Source organism: Streptomyces sp. NPDC045899, assembly GCF_056431485.1.
In genome coordinates this window covers 443,519-464,062 of the sequence record NZ_JBWKKP010000001.1, presented here as the reverse complement: position 1 = coordinate 464,062, position 20,544 = coordinate 443,519, and the positions used below count along the sequence as shown (strand labels likewise).

Annotated in this window: 22 protein-coding genes and 1 CRISPR repeat array (1 of these 23 running past the window's edge); of the genes, 14 read left to right on the top strand and 8 right to left on the bottom strand. The window is 73.1% G+C overall.

Going from position 1 to position 20,544, the window contains the following annotated elements; genetic code table 11:
• Positions 1–133: a CRISPR direct-repeat array (repeat unit 29 nt; unit sequence GGGACCAACCCCGCGGGTGCGGGGATCAC) (it extends 386 nt beyond the left edge of the window).
• Between the two features lie 177 nt (positions 134–310).
• Entirely contained in the window at positions 311–964 is a 654-nt protein-coding gene (locus tag AC07FT_RS02110) for a response regulator (RefSeq protein ID WP_479173230.1), read from the bottom strand.
• On the bottom strand, positions 961–2,226 hold the full coding sequence (locus AC07FT_RS02105) for a sensor histidine kinase (RefSeq protein ID WP_479173229.1): 1,266 nt from the start codon (positions 2,224–2,226) through the stop codon (positions 961–963). The genes AC07FT_RS02110 and AC07FT_RS02105 overlap by 4 nt, the downstream gene beginning before the upstream one ends.
• Positions 2,227–2,358: 132 nt before the next feature.
• On the opposite strand from AC07FT_RS02105, the gene AC07FT_RS02100 reads away from it, so the two are divergent.
• Both AC07FT_RS02100 and AC07FT_RS02095 read left to right on the top strand, forming a co-directional pair.
• Positions 2,359–3,303 (top strand): ABC transporter ATP-binding protein, encoded by a 945-nt coding sequence (locus AC07FT_RS02100; RefSeq protein WP_479173227.1) that lies wholly within the window; start codon positions 2,359–2,361, stop codon positions 3,301–3,303.
• Positions 3,300–4,154, top strand: a complete 855-nt coding sequence (locus tag AC07FT_RS02095) for an ABC transporter permease (protein WP_479173225.1) — start codon at positions 3,300–3,302, stop codon at positions 4,152–4,154. Before AC07FT_RS02100 ends, AC07FT_RS02095 begins: the two co-directional genes overlap by 4 nt.
• 98 nt (positions 4,155–4,252) lie before the next feature.
• Here the strand turns inward: AC07FT_RS02095 and AC07FT_RS02090 are convergent, their stop codons facing one another.
• Positions 4,253–5,128, bottom strand: a complete 876-nt coding sequence (locus tag AC07FT_RS02090; RefSeq protein WP_479173223.1) for an AraC family transcriptional regulator — start codon at positions 5,126–5,128, stop codon at positions 4,253–4,255.
• Positions 5,129–5,362: 234 nt separating this feature from the next.
• Here AC07FT_RS02090 and trxA point away from each other — a divergent pair, with 234 nt between their 5' ends.
• The 3 genes from trxA to AC07FT_RS02075 all read left to right on the top strand — a co-directional run bounded on the left by trxA (position 5,363) and on the right by AC07FT_RS02075 (position 6,974).
• Entirely contained in the window at positions 5,363–5,806 is a 444-nt protein-coding gene (gene trxA / locus AC07FT_RS02085) for a thioredoxin (RefSeq protein ID WP_471204286.1), read from the top strand.
• Positions 5,799–6,479, top strand: a complete 681-nt coding sequence (locus AC07FT_RS02080; protein WP_479173221.1) for a histidine phosphatase family protein — start codon at positions 5,799–5,801, stop codon at positions 6,477–6,479. Before trxA ends, AC07FT_RS02080 begins: the two co-directional genes overlap by 8 nt.
• A 69-nt stretch (positions 6,480–6,548) precedes the next feature.
• A complete protein-coding gene (locus tag AC07FT_RS02075) occupies positions 6,549–6,974 on the top strand; it encodes an OsmC family peroxiredoxin (RefSeq protein ID WP_254740180.1) in 426 nt (141 codons plus the stop codon).
• Here AC07FT_RS02075 and AC07FT_RS02070 read toward each other — a convergent pair.
• Positions 6,949–7,587, bottom strand: a complete 639-nt coding sequence (locus tag AC07FT_RS02070; RefSeq protein ID WP_479173219.1) for a hypothetical protein — start codon at positions 7,585–7,587, stop codon at positions 6,949–6,951. The genes AC07FT_RS02075 and AC07FT_RS02070 overlap by 26 nt on opposite strands.
• An 864-nt stretch (positions 7,588–8,451) precedes the next feature.
• Here AC07FT_RS02070 and AC07FT_RS02065 point away from each other — a divergent pair.
• The gene (locus AC07FT_RS02065) at positions 8,452–9,198 is read left to right on the top strand and encodes an SCO2400 family protein (protein WP_479173217.1); all 747 of its coding nucleotides are present in this window, start codon (positions 8,452–8,454) and stop codon (positions 9,196–9,198) included.
• A gap of 615 nt (positions 9,199–9,813) precedes the next feature.
• Here the strand turns inward: AC07FT_RS02065 and AC07FT_RS02060 are convergent.
• A complete protein-coding gene (locus tag AC07FT_RS02060) occupies positions 9,814–10,242 on the bottom strand; it encodes a MarR family winged helix-turn-helix transcriptional regulator (protein ID WP_479173216.1) in 429 nt (142 codons plus the stop codon).
• Positions 10,243–10,343: 101 nt separating this feature from the next.
• On the opposite strand from AC07FT_RS02060, the gene AC07FT_RS02055 reads away from it, so the two are divergent.
• Both AC07FT_RS02055 and AC07FT_RS02050 read left to right on the top strand, forming a co-directional pair.
• Entirely contained in the window at positions 10,344–11,363 is a 1,020-nt protein-coding gene (locus AC07FT_RS02055) for an NADP-dependent oxidoreductase (protein WP_479173214.1), read from the top strand.
• Positions 11,364–11,653: 290 nt separating this feature from the next.
• Entirely contained in the window at positions 11,654–12,202 is a 549-nt protein-coding gene (locus tag AC07FT_RS02050) for an IPT/TIG domain-containing protein (protein ID WP_479173212.1), read from the top strand.
• 116 nt (positions 12,203–12,318) lie between these two features.
• On the opposite strand, the gene AC07FT_RS02045 is transcribed toward AC07FT_RS02050, so the two are convergent.
• On the bottom strand, positions 12,319–13,059 hold the full coding sequence (locus AC07FT_RS02045; RefSeq protein WP_479173210.1) for a hypothetical protein: 741 nt from the start codon (positions 13,057–13,059) through the stop codon (positions 12,319–12,321).
• Positions 13,060–13,210: 151 nt separating this feature from the next.
• Here AC07FT_RS02045 and AC07FT_RS02040 point away from each other — a divergent pair, with 151 nt between their 5' ends.
• Together AC07FT_RS02040 and AC07FT_RS02035 are read left to right on the top strand one after the other, a co-directional pair.
• The gene (locus AC07FT_RS02040; RefSeq protein ID WP_479173208.1) at positions 13,211–14,119 is read left to right on the top strand and encodes a Vgb family protein; all 909 of its coding nucleotides are present in this window, start codon (positions 13,211–13,213) and stop codon (positions 14,117–14,119) included.
• A gap of 69 nt (positions 14,120–14,188) precedes the next feature.
• Positions 14,189–15,004: an EI24 domain-containing protein gene (locus AC07FT_RS02035; RefSeq protein ID WP_471194745.1), complete on the top strand. Its 816-nt coding sequence runs from the start codon at positions 14,189–14,191 to the stop codon at positions 15,002–15,004.
• An 86-nt stretch (positions 15,005–15,090) separates the two neighbouring features.
• Here the strand turns inward: AC07FT_RS02035 and AC07FT_RS02030 are convergent, their stop codons facing one another.
• The gene (locus AC07FT_RS02030) at positions 15,091–16,353 is read right to left on the bottom strand and encodes a pyroglutamyl-peptidase I (RefSeq protein WP_479173206.1); all 1,263 of its coding nucleotides are present in this window, start codon (positions 16,351–16,353) and stop codon (positions 15,091–15,093) included.
• Between the two features lie 195 nt (positions 16,354–16,548).
• Here AC07FT_RS02030 and AC07FT_RS02025 point away from each other — a divergent pair, with 195 nt between their 5' ends.
• The 4 genes from AC07FT_RS02025 to AC07FT_RS02010 all read left to right on the top strand — a co-directional run bounded on the left by AC07FT_RS02025 (position 16,549) and on the right by AC07FT_RS02010 (position 19,380).
• Positions 16,549–16,794 carry a hypothetical protein gene (locus AC07FT_RS02025; RefSeq protein WP_479173204.1) on the top strand — a complete coding sequence of 82 codons (246 nt, stop codon included), beginning with the start codon at positions 16,549–16,551 and terminating at the stop codon, positions 16,792–16,794.
• A gap of 94 nt (positions 16,795–16,888) precedes the next feature.
• Positions 16,889–17,344, top strand: a complete 456-nt coding sequence (locus tag AC07FT_RS02020; RefSeq protein ID WP_479173202.1) for a hypothetical protein — start codon at positions 16,889–16,891, stop codon at positions 17,342–17,344.
• Positions 17,345–17,408: 64 nt separating this feature from the next.
• On the top strand, positions 17,409–18,725 hold the full coding sequence (locus AC07FT_RS02015; protein ID WP_479173201.1) for an alpha/beta hydrolase family protein: 1,317 nt from the start codon (positions 17,409–17,411) through the stop codon (positions 18,723–18,725).
• Positions 18,726–18,882: 157 nt separating this feature from the next.
• Positions 18,883–19,380, top strand: a complete 498-nt coding sequence (locus AC07FT_RS02010; RefSeq protein WP_479173199.1) for a DUF6299 family protein — start codon at positions 18,883–18,885, stop codon at positions 19,378–19,380.
• Between the two features lie 72 nt (positions 19,381–19,452).
• Here the strand turns inward: AC07FT_RS02010 and AC07FT_RS02005 are convergent, their stop codons facing one another.
• Positions 19,453–20,391, bottom strand: coding sequence for an SGNH/GDSL hydrolase family protein (locus AC07FT_RS02005; protein WP_479173197.1), 939 nt, complete (start codon positions 20,389–20,391; stop codon positions 19,453–19,455).
• Between the last annotated feature and the right edge of the window lie 153 nt (positions 20,392–20,544).

The following is a 20,544-nucleotide window of genomic DNA, read 5'->3' as shown; positions in this document are numbered from 1 at the left end:
GGGGATCACACCAAGCTCCAGGACTACTACCTCCGCGAGGGGGGGGACCAACCCCGCGGGTGCGGGGATCACTGCCGCAGCCAATGTCCAGCGCGCGGCGGCCAGGGACCAACCCCGCGGGTGCGGGGATCACAGGAGGCGACCTGGGGGTTTAGGGGCGCGGGGGCTCGATTTTACTTACTTTGCCAATACTGACAGAGCTTCGGCCACTCACTTTGCAAGGCATGTCGCCCACCCCTTTCGTCTCGTGCCGAGTATTCCGGAAAGAGTCCGACCGGATCTGGGAGATCGAGAGAGCGACGCCCCCTCGCTACGTCGGCGGGGACACCAGTCCCGACTCGTAGGCCAGGATGACCAGTTGGACGCGGTCGCGGGCGGTGAGTTTGGCGAGGAGGCGGGTGACGTAGGTTTTGGCCGTGGCCACGCTGATGCAGAGTTCCGCGGCTATCTCGGAGTTGGAGAGTCCGGTGGCGACGAGGGTCAGTACCTGGCGTTCGCGGTCGGTGATGCCTTCGACGGGGCGCGGGGCCCTCGGGGCCGGGCGGGTGGCGAACTCCTTGATGAGGCGGCGGGTGACGCTCGGGGCGATCAGGCCGTCCCCCGCGGCGACCACGCGGATCGCGGCCAGGATGTCGTCCAGGGCCATGTCCTTGACGAGGAATCCGGAGGCCCCGGCGCGCAGCGCGCCGTAGACGTAGTCGTCGTCATCGAACGTGGTGAGGACGATGACATGGGCCGTGCCGGGGCCCGCGGTGATGCGGCGGGTGGCTTCGATGCCGTCCACACCGGGCATCCGGATGTCCATCACGACCACATCGGCCCGGGTGCTCTCGGCGAGTGCGACCGCCTCGGCGCCGTCGCCCGCCTCCCCGACGAGTTCGAGGTCGTCGGCTTCGGTCAGCACCATCCGCAGTGCCGCCCGGACCAGCGGCTGGTCGTCGGCGAGGACCACGCGTACGGTCACCGGGCACCCGCCGTGCTCGGCACCGCGGCGACCGCGGCGACCGCGGCGGCCGGGGCGGTGGCCACCGGCAGCCGCGCCGCCACCCGGAAGCCGCCGCCGGGACGCGGGCCCGCCGTGAACTCCCCGTGCAGCAGGCCCACCCGCTCCCGCATCCCCAGCAGGCCGTAGCCGTAGCCGTAGCCGTATCCGTAACCGGTGTCGCGCTCGGGGCCGCGGCCCCCGTCCACCACCTCCACCGACAGCGCGTCCTCCCGGTGGTCGATGGTCACCCGGCACGCACCGGCACCGGCGTGGCGGACCACGTTGGTGACCGCCTCCTGGACGATGCGGTACGCGGACATGTCCACCTCCGGTGGCAGTGGACGGGGTGTGCCCGACCTCCGGACGTCGACCCGCACCCCCGCCGCCGTGGTGTTCGCGGCCAGCCGGTCGATGTCCGCGAGGCCGAGTCCCTGGACGTCGGTGTCCTGGCCGGGGACCGGTGCGGCCTGGCGGAGCGCGCCGAGCATCCGGCGCAGGCCCGACAGGGTCTCCCGGCCCGCGGACTCGATGACGTCGAGCGCGTCGCGCGCCCCCGCCGGCTGGGTGTCGATGACCCGGCGCGCCGCGCCCGCCTGGAGCGCGATGATGCCGATGCTGTGCGCCACCATGTCGTGGAGTTCGCGGGCGATCCGCAGCCGTTCGGCGGTGACGGCCTGCGCCGCGGCCTGGGCGCGGGACCGTTCGGCGTGTTCCCGCGCCTGGTGGGCGGAGTTGCCGAGCAGCCAGGCGATGACGGTGGTCAGCGCCACCGTGAGCTCCGTCGAGGTGCCGACGGGCCAGCCGCACAGCACCCGCGTGGCCACGTAGCCGATCAGGACGCCGAGGGACATGGCCAGGGCGATCAGTCCGGTACGCCGCGGCCGGGTGGCGGCGATGGCGCATACGGCGACGTCCACCGCGAGGAACTGCAGCAGCGGAATCTCCGCGACGCTCAGGGCGGTCGACCCGATGACGGACCCCGCGAGCAGCAGCCCGAGCGCCTCCAGCGGACGCCGGGGCAGCCGGGCGCTTCCGGCCAGTGCCAGGGCGGTGGCCAGGGCCAGCGCGGTCAGACCGTCCCAGCGGTAGAGGAGCACCCCGGGGTAGACGGTCGGTTCCGACTCCCCGGGCAGCCGCAGTCGCAGCAGGAACGAGAGCGCGGCGCCCGCAGACCAGGTGACGGCCGTCCAGACACCCGGGGGAACACGTCGGAGGAGGGGCGCAGGCGGGGTGGCGGGCATGCGGCGATCGTAACGAGGCGGTGGCCGCGGAACATCGGACCGCGGACGTACACCCACGGGTGACAACGGCGCCGGGAAGTGTCGGCGGCGGTCCGACGACGGCCAGAGGGACCGGGCGGCAGCGTGGTCCATGTGATCGAAGCCAAGGAACTGACGAAGCGTTACGGGGCGCATGCCGCCGTCGACGCGCTGAGCTTCACCGTACGGCCGGGAAGGGTGACCGGGTTCCTCGGGCCGAACGGCGCGGGCAAGAGCACCACCCTCCGGCTGATCCTGGGCCTCCATGAGCCCACCGGCGGTTCGGTGACCGTCGGCGGACGGCCGTTCCGGGAACGTCCGCGCGGGCTGCGCCACGTCGGGGCGCTGCTGGACGCGCATGAGGTGCACGGCGGACGCAGCGCGTCGGCGCATCTCGGCGCCCTCGCGCGGAGCAACCGCATCCCGCGCCACCGGGTGGACGAGGTGCTGCGGGAGGTCGGCCTCGCGGAGGTGGCACGCCGGCGGATCGGCGGCTTCTCGCTCGGGATGAAACAGCGCCTCGGCATCGCCACCGCCCTGCTCGGCGACCCTCCGGTGCTGCTCTTCGACGAACCGCTCAACGGCCTCGACCCGGAGGGTGTGAAGTGGGTGCGCGGGCTGTTCCGGCGGCTGGCCGCCGAGGGGCGCACGGTGTTCGTCTCCAGCCATCTGATGTCGGAGATGGAGCACACCGCCGACGACCTGGTGGTCATCGGCCGCGGTGCGCTGCTCGCGGCGGAGACCCTGACGGAGTTCTCGGCGCGCGGCGACCGCCGGACCGTACGGGTGGCCACGCGGGACGCGGACACCGACGCGCTGACGGCGGTGCTGACCGGCGAGGGCGCGACGGTACGGCGGGACGGGGACGGGGACGCACACGCGGACGGGGGCGGCGGCGCGCTCACGGTGACCGGGCTGGACGCCGCCCGGATCGGCGACCTCGCCTGCCACCACCGCCTGCCGCTGCGCGAACTGACCGTCCGTACCGCCTCCCTGGAGGAGGCGTTCATGGAACTCACCGCCGACAGTGTCGAATACCTCGCGGGGGAGCCCCGATGACCACGATGACGACCACCTCCGTACCCGGCATCCGCGGTGGCGCCGTCGAGCCGTCCGCCCGGTTCCGCGATCTGCTCGCCGCCGAGTGGATCAAGCTGTGGTCACTGCGCTCGACGGTCTGGGCGCTGGTGGTCAGCGCGCTGACCGTGCTCGGGTTCACCATCGGCACCGCCTGGGACCAGCACCGCTACTGGCCCGACGACCCGCGGCACACCGCCGCGTTCATCGAGGACGGGATCGCGGTCGGCCTCATCTTCAACGGCAACGCCGCCACCGTCCTCGTCCTGGCCCTCGGTGCGTTCGGCGCCATGAGCGTCGTCGGCGAGTACGGCACCGGGCAGATCCGTACGACCTTCGCGGCCGTCCCGGCGCGCCGTTCGGTGATGGCGGCCAAGGTCACCGTGATGGCAGGGGTGATGGCCGTCTTCGGGGCGGTGGTGTCGCTGCTCTCCTTCTGTACGACCCAGGCGATCCTGTCGGAGCTGGGTGTCGGGGTTTCGATCGGCCACCCGGGCGTGGTCCGTGTGATCGTCGCGTCGGCGCTGCTGTCACCGGTCGCCGCACTCATCGGTATGGCGCTGGCCGCCGTACTCCGGCAGGCCGGGGCGGCGTTGGTGTCCACCGTGGCGGTGCTCGTCCTGCTGCCCGCCATCTTCAGCGAAGACCGGTACTGGAGTGCCGTCATCGACCACTCCCTGCTCCTCAGCGCGTGGTTCCGGCTGACGCAGTCCGGCACGTACGGCGGGGTGGCGCACCCCTGGACGACCGGCGGGGCGTGGTGCGTGTACGCGGTCTGGGCGGTGGTCGCGGCCGTGGTCGCGGTGGCGGTGGTCCACCGCCACGACCAGTGACGGTGCCCGGGCCGCCGGGGGGAACGAGGGAGCGGGGCCGTGCCGTGCCGCCGACCGGCGGCGCGGCACGGCCCCGCCGGCCGGGGCTCAGCGGCGTGTCACCGCGTGCTGCGCTCCACCGGGATCCACAGTTCCGCGTCGCCACGGCCGCCGTCCTCCGCGGGGCGCGTGCGCAGGATCTCCGGTCCCGGCCTGCTCCGGTACGGGTTCGACGGGAACCACTGGGTGAACACGTCCCGCCACAGGTACTGGATCACCTGTGGGAACTCACCCGAGACCTCGAACACCGCCCAGTCCCCGGCCGGGACGTCGAGTGTGTCGAGATCGCCGGAGCCGGACGGAGCCGCTCCACCCGTCACCACCGCGTGGTAGTAGTCGAGTTCGGTCCCCTCGGCGCGGCTGTCGTCCAGGTTGTCCGTGACGGCCACGATCCCCCGCGGCTCCTGGTCGCTCAGTGCCTCCAGCCCGGCCAGGGTCTCCGGGCCGATCTCCCGTACGAAGTCCATGATGGCCGTGTTGTGTCCCTCGTGGACCAGTGGGACACGGGCCCTCCTGCCCACCACCCGGAACTCCTCCTTCTCCACGATCCGATACCGCATGCTGACGCTCCCTTCGACGACAAGGCGGAAGGACATCCGTGGCTGGGAGTGCAGCGCGGCGCCGTCACGCCTGGCCTCGCCCGGACCGATGCCGTGCATCGCACGGAACGCCCGGGCGAACGCCTCGCCCGAGCCGTAGCCGTAGCGCGTCGCGACCTCGAGCAGGGTGCGCTCCGCGGAGAGCACCTCGGCCCCCGCGACGGTCAGCCGACGGCGCCGGACGTAGACGGACAGCGGCATACCCGCGAGCGCGGAGAACAGCCGCCGGAAGTGGTACTCCGACGTGACGGCGATCCGTGCCAGCTCGGCGGCGTCGATCTCCTGGTCGAGGCGGTCCTCGATATGGTCCATGGCTTGGTTCAGCCGCTCCAGCACTCCTGGCCTCCTTCCTTTCGGCCTCTTGGCTTCTTGGCGTTCACCACGCTAGGGAGGGCCCACCCTGCCGTACCCGACATCCGGTGCCCGGCCCGGTCGGGCGCCGCCTGCACCCGCCCCGCAGGGCCCGCACCACGCCCCTGACCTGCGGGAGAACGGCCCCGAGGAATACCGGGCGGGGGAGAGGGGTTACCGTCGTGGCATCTGCCGACGTACGGAAGCGGGATCTCAGGCATGAGCACGAGCACGAGCACCGTTGAACTCACGAAGGACAACTTCGACGAGATCGTCTCGGGAAGCGGCTTCGTACTGATCGACTTCTGGGCGTCGTGGTGCGGACCGTGCCGGATGTTCGCGCCCGTCTACGAGCGGGCGGCCGAGCGTCACCAGGACCTGACCTTCGCGAAGGTCGACACCGAGGCCCAGCCCGAGCTCGCCGCCGCCTTCGACATCCAGTCCATCCCCACGCTGATGATCGTGCGCGAGAACATCGCGGTCTTCGCCCAGCCGGGCGCCCTCCCCGCGGAGGCGCTGGAGGACGTCATCGGCCAGGCCCGCGCCCTCGACATGGACAAGGTCCGCACCGACATCGCCGCCGCCGAGAAGGCCGCGGCCGGTCAGGGACAGGCGGCTCAGGACGGCTCCGGCGAGGCGAAGGCATCCGACGGCCATGAGTGAGCTGGTGCTGATCCGGCACGGCGAAACCGAGTGGAGCCGGTCGGGGAAGCACACCAGCTGGACCGAACAGCCCCTGACGGCGCGCGGTGAGGAACAGGCCCGCGCGCTGCGCCCGCTGCTCGCCGGACGGACGATCGGACGCGTCCTGGTGAGCCCGCTGGGGCGGGCCGCGCACACCGCGCGGCTCGCCGGGCTCGACGGCGCGCAGGTCGAGCCCGATCTGCACGAATGGGACTACGGCGGCTACGAGGGCATCACCACCGCCGAGATCCACCGCACCCGCCCCGACTGGAACCTGTGGACCGACGGGGTGGCACCGGGCGACGCCGAGCACCCCGGGGAGTCCCCCGAGCAGATCGGCGCCCGGGTCGACCGGGTGCTGGCCCGGATCGCGCCCGCGCTCGAGGGGAAGGCCACGGACGGGTCGGCCACGGACGGGACGGCGGACCGCGGGGATGTCGTGCTGGTCGCCCACGGCCATGTGCTGCGGGTGCTCACCGCCCGTCGGCTGGGCCTGCCGCCGTCCGCCGGAGCGCTGTTCCGCCTCGACACCGCGACCCTCAGTCGACTGGGAACCGAGCACGGCCGCCCGGCGGTTGTCGCCTGGAACGTAGGCTCGGAGCCGAACTCCGGGCGGGTCGCAACCGGCAGCGGTACGGCCACGGCCGGATGATCGGACCCGACCGTCCCCTGGTGCGTCGTCCGAACGGCGTCACCTGACAGGAAGCAGGGAACAGCGAGCATGGCTACGACGCGCACCGCGCACACCGTCTGGAACGGCAATCTGGCCGAGGGCAAGGGAGTCGTCACCTTCGACTCGTCCGGGATCGGCGAGCAGCCGGTGTCCTGGCCCTCCCGCGCCGAGCAGGCGAACGGCAAGACCAGCCCCGAGGAGCTGATCGCCGCCGCGCACTCCAGCTGCTTCTCGATGGCGCTGTCGCACGGCCTGACCCAGGCCGGGACCCCGCCGACGCAGCTGACCACCCAGGCCGAGGTCACCTTCCAGCCCGGCACCGGCATCACCGGGATCCACCTCACCGTGGAGGGCACGGTCGAGGGGCTGGACGAGGCGGCGTTCGTGGCGGCCGCCGAGGACGCCAAGAAGAACTGCCCGGTGAGCCAGGCGCTCACCGGTACGGAGATCACCCTGTCGGCGAAGCTGGCCTGACGTTCTCCTCCTGCTCCACGCGCTGGAGCAGACCCCAGGTGAACTCCGCCACGTAAGGGCGGAGTTCACCTTTCTCCGCTCCCTCCGTTCCGGGGGCGTCGAAGGCCAGCCGCCAACGGGTGGGCGCCGAGCCCTCCATGGGCCGGGCGGGCGCGAAGGCGCGCGCCACCTCGTCCACCGTGCAGGACCACGGCAGCAGATCGGCCGCCGTACGCAGGGCCGGTCCGGCCGCGCCCGGGGCGCGCACCAGCCACTCGTTCCACACCGCCCCGCCGGGCGCGGTGAGTACCTCGAACCGCAGATCCGGCCACAGGGGTACCGGCCAGCTCAGCGCGTCGCAGGTCAGATCGCCGATCCGGCGCTTCGCGGAGGTCTCGGGCGGGCCGAGCACCGAGCGGTAGCGGGCCACGGCGGACCGCCGTCGCGGGGACCGCTGCATGGCCTGCCAGCGCCGGTTGGCCTCGCGCATCACGGCCCGCCCGAACCCGAGTTCCCGCAGTGCGTCCTCGACCAGTCCGGGCTGGAAGTCGGCCATCCGCCGCAGCAGGACGAGGACGAAGGGGAAGGGATCGGGGAACGGTTCGGACCCGGGGAACGAGGACGCGGAAGCCATCCCCCCATCCTGGCGCAGCGACCGCCCGGCCCGGGCGGCACGTGTCTCCGGCGGGGCCGGCGGCGCGTGTGCCCCGCGGGCCGGGTGCGGCGCGCTGGGACGGCGGCGGGCGCAACCCGCCCCGGACCCGGTTCCCCGTTCTTCCAACGGGCCCGGCGGCGCGTCCGTCTGGCGGGGCCGGGTGGCCCGTGCGTCCCGCCGGAACGGGTGCCGCGCTCTCATCCTGCGGGTCCCGTGCCGGGCGCGGCGCGGCGTCCCCTCCGCTGGTCCGGCGGCATGAGCCCCTGTGGACCCGGTGGCGCATCCGCCCCGCGGACCGGTGTTACGCCCCCTGCCCCGCGGGGCCGGTGCACGGTTCGTCCGGAAGGAAGACCGGTGCCGGGTCCCCGCCCCGCGGGATCCGTGCCGGGTGCGGCGCGGCGGGACGTGGACGGGCGCAACCCGTCCCCTCCGCTGGTCCGGCGGTATGGGCCCCTGCGGGTCGGTGCCATGTGCGTCCCGCGGATCCGGTGGCCACATCTGCCCGGTGGACTGGTGCCACGCCCCTGCCGGGACCGGTGCACCGTTCGGCCGGAGGGAAGACCGGTGCCATGCCCCACCCCGCGGGACTCCCGCCCCGTCCGCCCCGCGGAATCCGTGCCGGGCGCCGCGGCGCCGCGGTACGCGGATGGGCGCGTACCCGCCCCCGCGGGGCGAAACCAGGCAGGACCGGGGCCTTCACCTCGGACCGGGCCCGAACCGTGGCGGACCGGGACCGGTATGGCCGTTCCGGCGGTTCTCGCGCAGGGGCGCGGCCCCCTGCACAGGATCCTCACACCCGCGCGTATCCGGGTTGTTCATCGGTCACATAACCTGCCCGGCGTCATGGATTACTGCCCTCCCTGCCGCCGCCACCTCAACGGTGCGCTCTCCTGCCCCGGATGCGGAAAGCCCGTCGAGGAACTCGAGCTGCCCACGGCCGGGTCGGGAGCGGCGGAGGCGGGTGCGGGCGCCGACGGGGCCTCCGATGCGCCCCTGTCGCGTGCGGAACGGCGCAGGGCGCAGCGGTCGCCGTCCGGCGCGACCCGCCGGAAGCCCAAGTCCCATGGGATCGTCGGCGGTGGCGGCGCGCGCCGCGCCCGCCCGGGGCGCGCCCGCCGGAGGGTCGTGGTGGCCGCGGTACTGGGCCCGGTGCTGGCCGCCCTGTTCGTGGCGGAGCTGGCGAACGAGGGGTACTTCCGGGAGTCGACCCCCGCGCCCGCCAGTGAGAAGCCGGTGGCCGACCGCGGTGGCGGCGTGACGGAGTCCGCCGAGCCCGTGGTGCGTGACAGCGGCGGGCCGAGTACGGGCCCGGCCACCGGCAGCGGCCGTCCGGACGACGACGGCGGCGACCGCGAGGACAAGAAGGGCGGGGGCGCGAAGAAGGCGAAGGCCACCCCCTCGCCGGACCCCGAGACCCCGGCCTCCGACGCACCGGAACCCTCCGCCCCGGCCACCGGTGGCCCCGGCCCCTCCCGGCCGTCCACCCCGGCGACGTCGAAGCCGCGTCCGACCGCGCCGGGCCCGTCCGAGCCGGCCCCGACCCCGACTCCGTCCGAGACCTGCGACCGCTTCCTGTGGTGGTGCACCTAGGCCCGGTCCTGCCGGACTTCATGGGCCCGCGACGCCTGGTACCGCACCTCGCCGCGTTGTCGGGGTCGTCCGAGTACGCCACCGTGCGATGCAACGCACCGGACGCCGCGGGCTGATCCACGAAGACCGGCAGGACAGGGCCTGGCGCCTGCCCCGAGCCTTGTCCGGCGGACCCCTGCGGATCAGTGCGGAGCGGTCGCGGCTCGGGCCGACCCCGACGGCGTCGCGCGGCGCCGGACACCGCCGGCCCGCCGTGGTCCGCCGGACGGGCCGACGGGCGCGACCGGCCGGACCGGCCTGACGGGGTCGGCGGACCGACCCGCCGGACTGGTCGGGCCGCGCCGACAGGTCAGGCCGGCTCCGCCCGCGATCCGCGGCGACCGCAAGGCCGCCGAGACCTGCCGGATCGCGTTCCGCTGCTGCGTTCCGGTCCTTCGGCCGGCCGCGACGTTCGACGAAGCCCGCGGGCGGACATCAGCGCCGGAGTGAAGGGCATCCTCGACATCGGACCGACCCCGGAGCTCCAGGAAACTCTGGGGCGGCGACCGGCCCGGACCAGGGCGCCAGGTCCGACGCCCGCATGGGCCCGTCCCTGCCGAACCGGCCCGACAGGGCCTACGGCTCGACGCCGAGCATCCGCCGCAGCAGATCCCGCAGCGCCGTGCGCTCGTCGGCCGAGAGCCCGGCCAGCGGCTCACGGGCGAAGTCGAGCGAGCCGCGCAGCCGCTCGGACGTCTCCTTGCCCGACTCCGTGGCCGCGGCCAGCTTGACCCGGCGGTCGGCCGGGTCGAGACGGCGCTCGACCAGCCCCCGGGACTCCAGCCGGTCCACGATCCCCGTGACGTTCGACGGCTCGCACTTCAGCTGCTGGGCTATCCGCCGCATCGGCGTGGGCCCCCGGGACAGCAGTCCCAGGACACGGGCCTGCGCTCCGGTCAGCGCGTGCTTGGCCGCCGCCTCCTCGTATTCCTCGTGGTAGCGGGCCACGACGGTACCGATGAGCTCGACGACCTCGAGGGTCAGCGGGTCGATGCGGGGTGTCATGGACACCAGGGTACTCATTTACTTGACAACATGAAATATCCAGGCGCATGATTGTTTCACCTACTGAAGTATTCCTACCGCTTTGAGGGAGGCTTCTCCTCATGTCCGTCATCCCCGCCACCGGCCGTGAATGGCATCTCGTCGCCCGCCCGGAGGGCTGGCCGAAGCCGGAGGACTTCGCCCTGCGCGAGGCCCCCGTCGCCGAGCCCGGCCCCGGCCAGGTCCTGATCCGCAATCTCTACATGTCGGTGGACCCGTACATGCGCGGCCGGATGAACGACGTGAAGTCGTACGTGCCGCCGTTCCAGCTCGACCAGCCCATGGAGGGCGGCGCGGTCGGCAAGGTCCTCGCCTCCGACGCGGACGGCATCGCGGCCGGTGACCACGTCCTGCACATGGGCGGCTGGCGCGAGTACGCCGTGGTCGAGGGCAAGAGCGTGGTCAAGGTCGACCCGGAGATCGCCCCGCTCCCCGCCTACCTCGGTGTGCTCGGCATGCCCGGTCTCACCGCGTACGCGGGTCTGCTGGAGGTGGCGTCCTTCGAGGAGGGCGACGCGGTCTTCGTCTCCGGTGCCGCGGGCGCCGTCGGCAGTGAGGTCGGCCAGATCGCCAAGCTCAAGGGCGCCTCCCGGGTGATCGGCAGCGCGGGCACGGATGAGAAGGTCCGGCTGCTGGTCGAGGAGTACGGCTTCGACGCCGCGTTCAACTACAAGAACGGTTCGGTCACCGAGCAGTTGAAGGAGGCCGCGCCCGACGGGATCGACGTCTACTTCGACAACGTCGGCGGGGACCACCTCGAGGCCGCCATCGACCGCCTCAAGCTGCACGGCCGGATCACCGTCTGCGGCATGATCGCCCAGTACAACGAGACCGAGCCGCCCGCCGCCCCGCGCAACCTCGCGCTGATCATCGGCAAGCGGCTGCGGATGCAGGGCATGCTCGTCTACGACCACCAGGACCTCCAGCAGCAGTTCTTCGAGGAGGTCGGCGCCTGGATCCGCGAGGGCAAGCTGCACTACCGCGAGACCGTCGTGAAGGGCGTGGAGAACGCGGTGGACGCGTTCCTCGGCATGCTGCGCGGCGACAACATCGGCAAGATGATCGTCTCCTTCGAGGACTGAGCGGCAGCGGACACGGTGGCCCCGGGGCGTTCCCCGGGGCCACCGGCGTATTCCGGCGCGCTGCGCTTTCCGGGCGAACCGGCGTCAACTTCCTTGTGGCGTAGGCACACGAATGAGGTACTGGAAACAACCAAACGGTGGGCCGCCCATCCCTCCCGGGGAGCGCGGCCCGCGGATTCCTCCGCTCCTTGCGTGCGGACCGGTCGGGCAGTGTCGCCGTCCCGCTGATAATGAGGGCCTCCCCGAGGGACCGCGGTGTCCACTCCCGATCCTCAATGAGGAGACACCTCATGTCCTCACCCGTGTCCCACCAGGACGTCGCGCTCGCGGTCGGCGCGCCGACGATCCTCCTCGTCGTGCCGAGCTCCGGGCCCATCGGCGGCGGCAACCCCGTCGTGCTGATCGGAACCAACCTGGACACCGTCACCTCGGTGACCTTCGGTGGTACCGCCGCCCCGATCGTCGCGCAGACCGCGAGCGTGCTCGTCACCACGGCCCCCGCGCACGCGGCGGGCGCGGTCCCGGTCGTCGCCACCAACCCGTCGGGCTCCAGCGCCCCGGCCGCCTACACCTACCTGGCGCCGCTGCCCCCGGCCGCCATCCTCATCACCCCGGTCAGCGGTCCGTCGGCGGGCGGTACGCCGTTCACCATCATCGGCGCCAACCTCACCGGTGCCTCCGTCACCTTCAACGGCGTGGCCGCGACCGGTGTCACGGTGACCGCGGGCGGCGCGGTGCTGACCGGTGTCACCCCCGCGGGTACGGCGGGCCCCGCCACCGTGGTCGTCACGACCCCCGGCGGAACCGCCACCGTGCCGGGCGGATTCCTGTACGTCTGAGTGTCCCCCGCGTGCCCCCGGAGGTCGCACACCTCCGCGGACACACCGGGCCGTTCGCACCGGCCCGCCGTTCCCCGTCCGGCTCGTCCGGGCGGGGAACGGCCGTGTCCGGCCCCTCACACCGCGGGGCGGCCGGATCCCCGGGGGGTGCGGGGCCGGGGCGCACCGGGCACGGCGCCCGCGCGGCGGGCGGTCTGCACGGCGGCGGACACCTCCAGCGCGTCCCGCAGACGCGCGCCGACGCTCTCCGCGAGCAGCGGTCCGGTGAGGGTGCGGGAGCGGACATGGCGGACGACGGTCTCGGCGATCGTGCGGAAGTGTGCCGCCAGCGCCTCCTGGTCGTCCTCCTCCCCGTCCCCGTGGGCGTCCTCCGGCCACGCGGAGTCGCACAGCGTTCCGGTGAGGTCGTCCAGGACCCGGTCCAGGTCCGCCGACAGCAGGGCGGTGGTGGCCAGTCCGTCGTCCTTCAGATCCTCCGGGTACGGCGCGCGGGCCCAGCCGAGGTGCTCCTCCCACCAGTAGACGAAGCCGAGTTCACAGCCGCTCTCCAGGTCGAGCAGGGTGTCCCAGGGCAGCCAGTCGGGGCCGCCGCGCAGGAAATCCACCGGCGGGGTGTGCCACTTCCCCTTGCTGGCCTCGCTGTCCTCGCCGTAGAGCACGGCGGGCCCGCCCTCGACGAGGGCCAGCCGCCACCAGTTGCCGCCGCCGTCGTCGACGCGTACGCCCCGGTGGCCGACGGTGTTCGCGTCGAGGCCGCCGACGAGGTCGGCGCACACCACCCGTGCGGTTCCGGCCGCCCAGAGCAGCTCGGGGTGCGGCAGATCCTCGGGGCGGCCGGGGCGGTGTCCTGCGCTCATGTGGTCCCGTACTCCGTGCTGTTGGTGCGGTGTGTGTCGCGACTGAGGACGCGGCGCGCGCCGCGCGCGGTTGCGAAAAGACCTTGCACACCGGGGTCGGCCGGATGAAGGGTGTGCAGCGATCCGCACCCGGCTCCCAGGAGGTACCCCCATGCCAGACCGCGACCAGCCGGCGGTCCATGAGTTCACCGTCGGCCGCCCGGGGGCCGGGCCGTACGGCATCACGGCGGGTCCGGACGGCGCCCTGTGGCTCACCCTGGTGCACTCCGGGGAGATCGCCCGGCTGTCCGTCACCGGCGACGGAACGGCGGAGACCACCGTCCGGCCGCTGGACTCGGGGGAGTGCGGTCCGATGGTCATCACCCCCGGGCCGGACGGCGCGCTGTGGTTCACCCGCTCCCGCGACGGCCGGATCGGCCGGATCACCACGGACGGCGAGATCACCTCGTTCGCCCTGCCCACCGCCGACAGCGCCCCGTACGGCATCACGGCGGGGCCCGACGGTGCCCTGTGGTGCACCCTGATGAACCGCGACGCCCTCGCGCGGATCACCACCGAGGGCGAGGTCACCGAGTTCCCGCTGCCGGTCGAGGGGGGTTTCCCGTCGGCCGTCGTGGCGGGTGGCGACGGGGCGCTGTGGTGCACCCTGAACCAGGGCAACGCCATCGGACGCCTCGCCCCCGACGGCGACACCACCCTGTACGAGCTGCCCACACCGGCTGCCGGACCGGTCGGGATGACGCTCGGCGGCGACGGCGCGGTGTGGTTCGTGGAGATCATCGCGGGTCAGATCGGGCGGATCACACCCGATGGCCGGATCCAGGAGTTCCCGCTGCCGGACCGCACCGCCAAACCCCATGCCATCGCCCCCGACCCGGCCGGGGGCTGCTGGTTCACCGCATGGGGCACCGGACGCGTCGGCCATGTCGACGCCACCGGCGAGGTCCGCGAACACCCGCTGCCCACACCCTCCTCGGAGCCCCACGGCATCGCGGTGACCGCGGACGGCACGGTGTGGGCGGCGCTGGAGTCGGGCAGTGTGGCGCGGCTGATCCCGTAGGCGTCCCGGCGGACCGGGGGACGCCACCGCCGTCGTTTTCGCGCCACATCCGCCGAGTAGGCTTCGCCCATGCGTGATCTTGCGACCGGTTTCGGTTACCTGATGAAGGGGCAGCGCTGGGTGGCCCGGCACGGGCGGTGGTGGGGGATAGGGATGCTGCCCGCCCTCATCACCCTCGTCGGCTACGCGGCGGCGCTCGTCGCACTCTTCTTCTGGACCGACGATGTCATCGCGTGGGCCACTCCGTTCGCCGACGACTGGTCCTCACCGTGGCTTGCCGTCTTCCGCGGCTCCCTCGCGATCCTCTTCGCCGCCGCCTGTCTGTTCCTGGCGATCATCACCTTCACGGCGGTGACCCTGCTGGTCGGGCAGCCCTTCTACGAGTCGCTCTCCGAGGCGGTGGACCGCTCCGAGGACGGCCACGCACCCGAGTCGGGACTGCCGCTCTGGCGTGAGCTGTGGATCGGGCTGCGCGAGGCCATCGTCCTGGTGATCCGCGTGACGCTGTGGAGCGTGCTGTTCTTCGCGCTCGGCTTCATCCCGGTGATCGGCCAGACCGCGATCCCCGCGCTCGCGTTCTGTGTGACCGGTTTCTTTCTCGCCGAGGAGCTGACCTCGATCGCGCTGCTGCGCCGCGGGGTGCTGCTGAAGGAGCGGCGGCGGATGCTGCGCGGCCGCCGTCTGCTCACCCTCGGCTTCGGTGTGCCGCTCGCCCTTGCCTTCCTGCTGCCGCTGGTGGCGGTGGTCCTGATGCCGGGCGCGGTCGCGGGTGCGACCCTGCTGGTTCGCGATCTGACGGGCGAGGCCGCGGCGTCGGACGGCGGGGACGCGGGTCACCCGGCGGACATGGTGGCGGGCGACCCGCCACCGCCCCCGGTCGGCTAGGCCCTGTTCCGCCGGTCGTCGCGGGCCCACGAGGACCGGCAGGACAGGGCCTGGGCCCGGGTGGGCGCGGGGCCGGACGACACGCCTCAGCCCGCCGCCACGGTCAGTACGGACCGCACCTGTTCCGTGATGGCGAGACGCTCGCGGACGAACTCCGGGTCGGTCACCTCACCGGTCGCCGGATCGGTGTTCCCGGGGCCGAACCGCAGCACCGGTGTGTGCAGATGGCCACCGGGTGCCTTCAGTCCGACCGCGTCGCGCAGCAGCGTGGCGCGGTAGGCGATCTCGTTGGACAGATAGTCCCCGCCACCTCCCGCACGCGCCGTCGAACCGGGTGTCGGCCCGTCGGGACGGACCACCGGGCCGCCGCCGCCCGCCGGGATCTCGGTGACCTCGGTGTGGTCGTACACCGGGAACGGCCCGGTGTCCGCCGCCACGATCCGTCCGTACGGAAGGGTGGTGGTCGTCCACTGCGGCTGCGGCGCCGGGGCGGGCACCCCGGGGACGAGGGGCACGGTCCCGGTCTCCGACGCGTTGGCGTTGTCGGGATAGCCGCCCCGCCAGGCGCCGTTGGTGCGCTCCACGTCGAACCGGCCGACCCGGCCCTGGCTCACGGTCATGAAGACATCCGCCCGCCGCGGCCCGGACCGGAACGACGGCAGCAGTGTCTTCTCGACGGTCCCGTCCGCGAAGTCCGCCCAGCGCACGGGGAACACCGCGGTCTCGATCCGCGCCGGACCCCGCCCGGTGCTGATCGTGGTCCCGTCCAGCGCGAGCGCCGCGGCCCCCGAGGGATTGGACCGGCGCGGATCCGCGTCCAGCTGGAACGGGTCGAAGCCGGTCACCACGATCCGCCTGACTTCCGGGCCGGCGGGCAGATCGATGGAGTCCTCACCGCGCGACCGGCGTTCCAGCGTGCCGAGCAGCGCGGCCCGCCGCGCGTCGGACAGCGGGAACCCGGGCCGCCACTCGCCCAGCGCCCGGGTCATCCCCAACCGCGCCCAGTACAACGGCCGGTCGTCATCCCGGCTGAGGTCACCACCCGCGGGTCCGCGCCCCTGCGCCCGGTCCACCGCCCGCCGCCACAGCCGTTCCCCCTGGCGCGCCACCACGGTCTCCGCCTCCGCGACGGACCGCACCCCCGCCAGCGCCCGCGCGAACTCCGGCGCCACGGTGTCGAACCCGCTGCGCCGCAGGATCTCCCGTGGCGCCTCCAGCCCCAGCCGCCCCTCCTCCACGGTCGGCCCCCCGACCCGGGCCTCCGCCACCCCCGGCCCGGCGAACACCAACGGCACGGCAGTGAGCAACGCGGCCCCGAAGAGGGCCAGACGGGCACGAGTGGGTCTCATACGGAGTCCTTTCTCCCGGCCCGGCAGTCTAGGACGCACACGCCCCGAAAACAGGAGGGCGTCATGGCCGGGCGATGGCGTGATGGCAGCGGCCCCGCCCGGATGACACGATGACCGTCCAAGGACGGTCAAGCCGCTCTGCCGGTCCATGCCCTGCGCCTGATCACGGACCGCTGTCCGCACGCCCTCGGTGCCGTGCTCGGGGGATTCGCCGCCACCGGCCGGGTGACCCCGGCCGGCGACCTGGACCTGGTGGTCCTCCTGCCCGACTCCGGCGCGCCGACCCCGGCCCGGTCCAGCACAGTTGACCGCCACCCGCCGTGCCGGAGCGATCCGGCGGGTGCGTGGCAGGAGCCCGACGGTGTGATCATCAGGCGCATCGGGCAGGCCGTGGCGGGTCTGTCTGCCAAATGGCTCGAACCGCCGCGCCCGCACCCCTGATCGGTCTAAGCGGCCGTGTCGGAGCCGCCGCCCGTCCACGCGCCCCGGAAGTCTGCACGCAGACATTCGTGTACGAGTGAGGGAAAGGTGACCGATGAGACGAGCGATGCGAGCGGTGGCCGTGGGCGCCTCGGCGTTCTGTGCCGTGGCCTTCGGCGGAGTCAGCGTGGCCCAGGCGCAGTCGGGGCCCTCGGGTGAGGCGCTGCTCGCCTCCGCCCTGGGCGGGACGTTCCAGGAGAACCACTGCGGCACCTCCTTCGGCGGGGTCGAGCTGGAGGCCGCCGTCGCCGGTGCGACCGGGGACACCAACGTCGGCGGCAAGTGCTCCAACGTGAGGGTCCGCAACAACCCGGAGAAGAAGCGCGAGCGGACCGACTCGTCACCTGCGGGAATGTCCGGGATGAACCGTCCGGCCATGCAGCAGGGCCCGGCCACGCAGGGCCGCGCGGCCATGCCGCAGATCTCGGTGCCGCAGATCTCCATGCCGCAGACCTCGGTGCCGCAGGCGTCGGTGCCGCAGGCGTCGACCATGCCCGCGCAAGCCGGCTAGGTCATGTCACAGGCCTGACTTTCGGCAGTGTTCCCGTGCCCCGGTCCTCCGAGAGGGTCGGGGCATGCGAATGTCACGACGTCAACTCCTGGGCGGCCTGGCCGCCACCGGTGCCACGGTCACCCTCACCTCCGTCGCCATCGCCCACGGGGGCGAGGACACCTCCCGGCCCCGTGCCGGGCGGAGCCGGCCGGCCGCGGAGCCCGTACGGCTGCAACTGCCCCGGCCCACCGGGCCGCACCCGGTCGGTGTCACCGAACTGCACCTGGTGGACCGGACCCGGCGCCAGCCGAGCTGGACCGGGGCGGGGAAGCGGTTCCGGGAGCTGATGGCCGGGGTGTGGTACCCGGCCGCCCGGGACGGTGACGCACCGGCCGCGCCCTATATGGCGCCCCGCGCCGCCGCCGTGTTCGGGGCGGGCGCGGCGAAGATACTCGAGCTGGAGCGGGGGGACATCGACTGGGCCGGGTTCACCACCCACGCCCGCACCGGCGCGGACGTGGCGCCCGGCCGTACCCGCAGGCCGGTGGTGCTCCACGCCCCGGGGATGTACAACGAACGCACCCTCGACACCAGCGCCGTCACCGAACTGGCCAGCCACGGCTATGTCGTGGTCACCGTGGACGCCCCCTACGAGTCGCACGCCGTGGAGTTCCCCGATGGCCGGGTGGTCGAGCCGGCGCCCGGTCTCGGTGCCATCGAACCGGTCGCGCGGCGCAACAAGGCCGCCCTGGACGTCCGCGTCGCCGACATCCGCTTCGTCCTCGACCGGGTGGAGGCGCTCGCGCGCGGCCGGACACCCGAGGAGCCGCACTCCCTCCCGCGCGGGCTCGCAGCCGCCCTCGACGCCTCCCGTATCGGCATGTTCGGGCATTCGCTCGGCGGGATGGCCACGGCCGAGGCGATGCGGCTGGACCGCCGGATCCGGGCGGGGGTGAACCTCGACGGGCCGCTCGGCTACGACTGGGCCGACCCCGGGCAGCTGCTGCCGGTCGCCCGCACCGGACTGGACCGGCCCTTTCTCCAGATGGGCGCCTGGCTGACGACGGACGACAGCCGCCGTCCGCACACCCACCGGCACTCCCCGTCCTGGCGGGCCATGTGGCGCAACTCCAGCGGCTGGAAGCGCGACCTGTGGACCGAGGCCGCCGGGCACAACTCGTTCACCGACTACCAGACGGTACTGCCCGGTCTTGCCGAGCGGTTCACCCTGCCGGACGGGCTAACGGCCAACATGATCGGCAGGGTTGACCCCCGGCGGTTCACCGCGAGCCGACGGGCCTATCTCACCGCCTTCTTCGAACAGCATCTGCACGGCCGTCACCAGCGGTTGTTCGACGGTCCTTCGCCCCGCCACCCGGATGTGCGGTTCATCGACTGACCCCGTCGCCGCGTCCGTGGCGGGTCAACCCGCCGCTCCGGAACCACCCGTTGGGCGGCGCTGGACACGCCGCCCGGCGGGTGAGGGTCCCGCCGCACGGTCCGTGCGCCCGGTAGCTCTACAGGAATCCGCTCCCCGCACACGGAGGATTCCGTTCATGCGCAATCGTCATCGCGTCCTCGGCGCCATCGCCGTCCTGCTCATCTCGGCCCCGGCCGCCCACGCCACGTCGGCCGGCGCCCCCGAGAGCCGCGGTGTGCCCCCTCGGGCCGCCGACGCCATCTCCCGTCCGGCCGTGCCCCTGCCCTGGGGCGACAGCCTGTCCATCGACCGCACCGGGTACGTCAACCGGGGCGGCACCGTCACGGTGTACGGCACCTACCGCTGTGCGTACGACACGATGGACTCCCCGCGCGCCAGCATCCTCGTCACGCTGACGCAGGGCGCCGAGCGCGACACCCTCGGCTCCGCACCGGCCATCTGTGACGGCCGGCAGCACCGCTTCTCCGTCGACGGCAGCGGGTACTTCGTCGACGGCGCGGCCTACGCCGAGGCCCGCATGGTGAAGTACGGCGACCGCGGTGACTTCGTGCCGATGCCGCGCACCGTGGCCGACACCGAGCACTCGGTCACGCTCGTCAACCCGATGCGCTGATCCGTGCGGGGCGGGGCGGCCGGGTGACCGGGCCGCCCCGCCCCATCCCCGGATCCGCCGGGCCCGGTGCGGCTACGGTGCCGAGATCCTCCGGTAGGCCATCGCGGCCAGCCGCTGCTGACCGGCCTTGCTCGGGTGGAACCAGTCCCACCTGCTCAACTCGCGTGTGGTGAAGCGGTAGTTGTGCACGGCCGGATCGTAGCGGCACAGCTCGTCCCGGCCGCACACGTCCTTGAGCACCTTGTTGTAGCTCTTCACCCGCTGCGCCACCTGGCGCCGCCGGTCCATCGAGGCCGCGTCCAGGGCGTCGGAGTCCTTGAGCATCGAGGGGCAGATGCCCAGCTTCCAGATCTGCTTCCCCAGGACGTTCTTCCGCCCCTCCGACCACAGCCGCTTCAGATCGGGCACGCTCGCCACGTACACCTGGGTCTTGGGCAGCTCGCGCCGGAGTCTGGTGAGGGCGGAGGTGAAGGTGGTGCGGAACTCCTCGGGCGAGGTCATGTCGGAGACCGAGGACCGGCAGGCGTCATTGGCGCCGATCATCACGGTCACCAGCTGGGGCTTGCGTGCCACCGCCGCCGTGACCTGAGCGGGCAGATCGTCCATCACCGCGCCGGTCTTGGCGAAGTTCCAGCTGCGGGTGGTCGAGCGCAGCCGCTGGGCGAGGCTGTTCACCTCCTTGCCGGTGGACCAGGACACCTCCGGGCAGTCGGAGAGCACCGAGCAGGCGTCGAAACCGCGGGTGATGGAGTCGCCCAGCGAGGCCAGGGAGTCCGGGCTGGTGTTCCAGACGACCCGGGGTTTGGCGTGCGGCGACTTCCCGCCCCGGGACGGGCCCTGCCGGGACGGACCGTCCGAGCTGCTGAAGCAGCCCGAGGCGCTCAACACGGCGGCCGTGGTGAGCAGCGCGACCCCCGCGCGCGCCACGGGCCGCACGGTCGGACGCACGGCAGCACGCCCGGTCATGGACGCGGTGGCCGACCGCTTCCGGCGTGTCGCGCTGGCCCGCATGGCTGTTCCCCCTCCGGCTGATGGGTGATATCTATCCGGGTCCGACGGTACGTCACTCCTCCGACTGGTCCGCGCGGTACTTTTTTCTTGTGACAGATGCGCTTCCGGCCAGTGCCGAGGGGTGCTGTACGGTACGGCCACCTTACGCCGCGT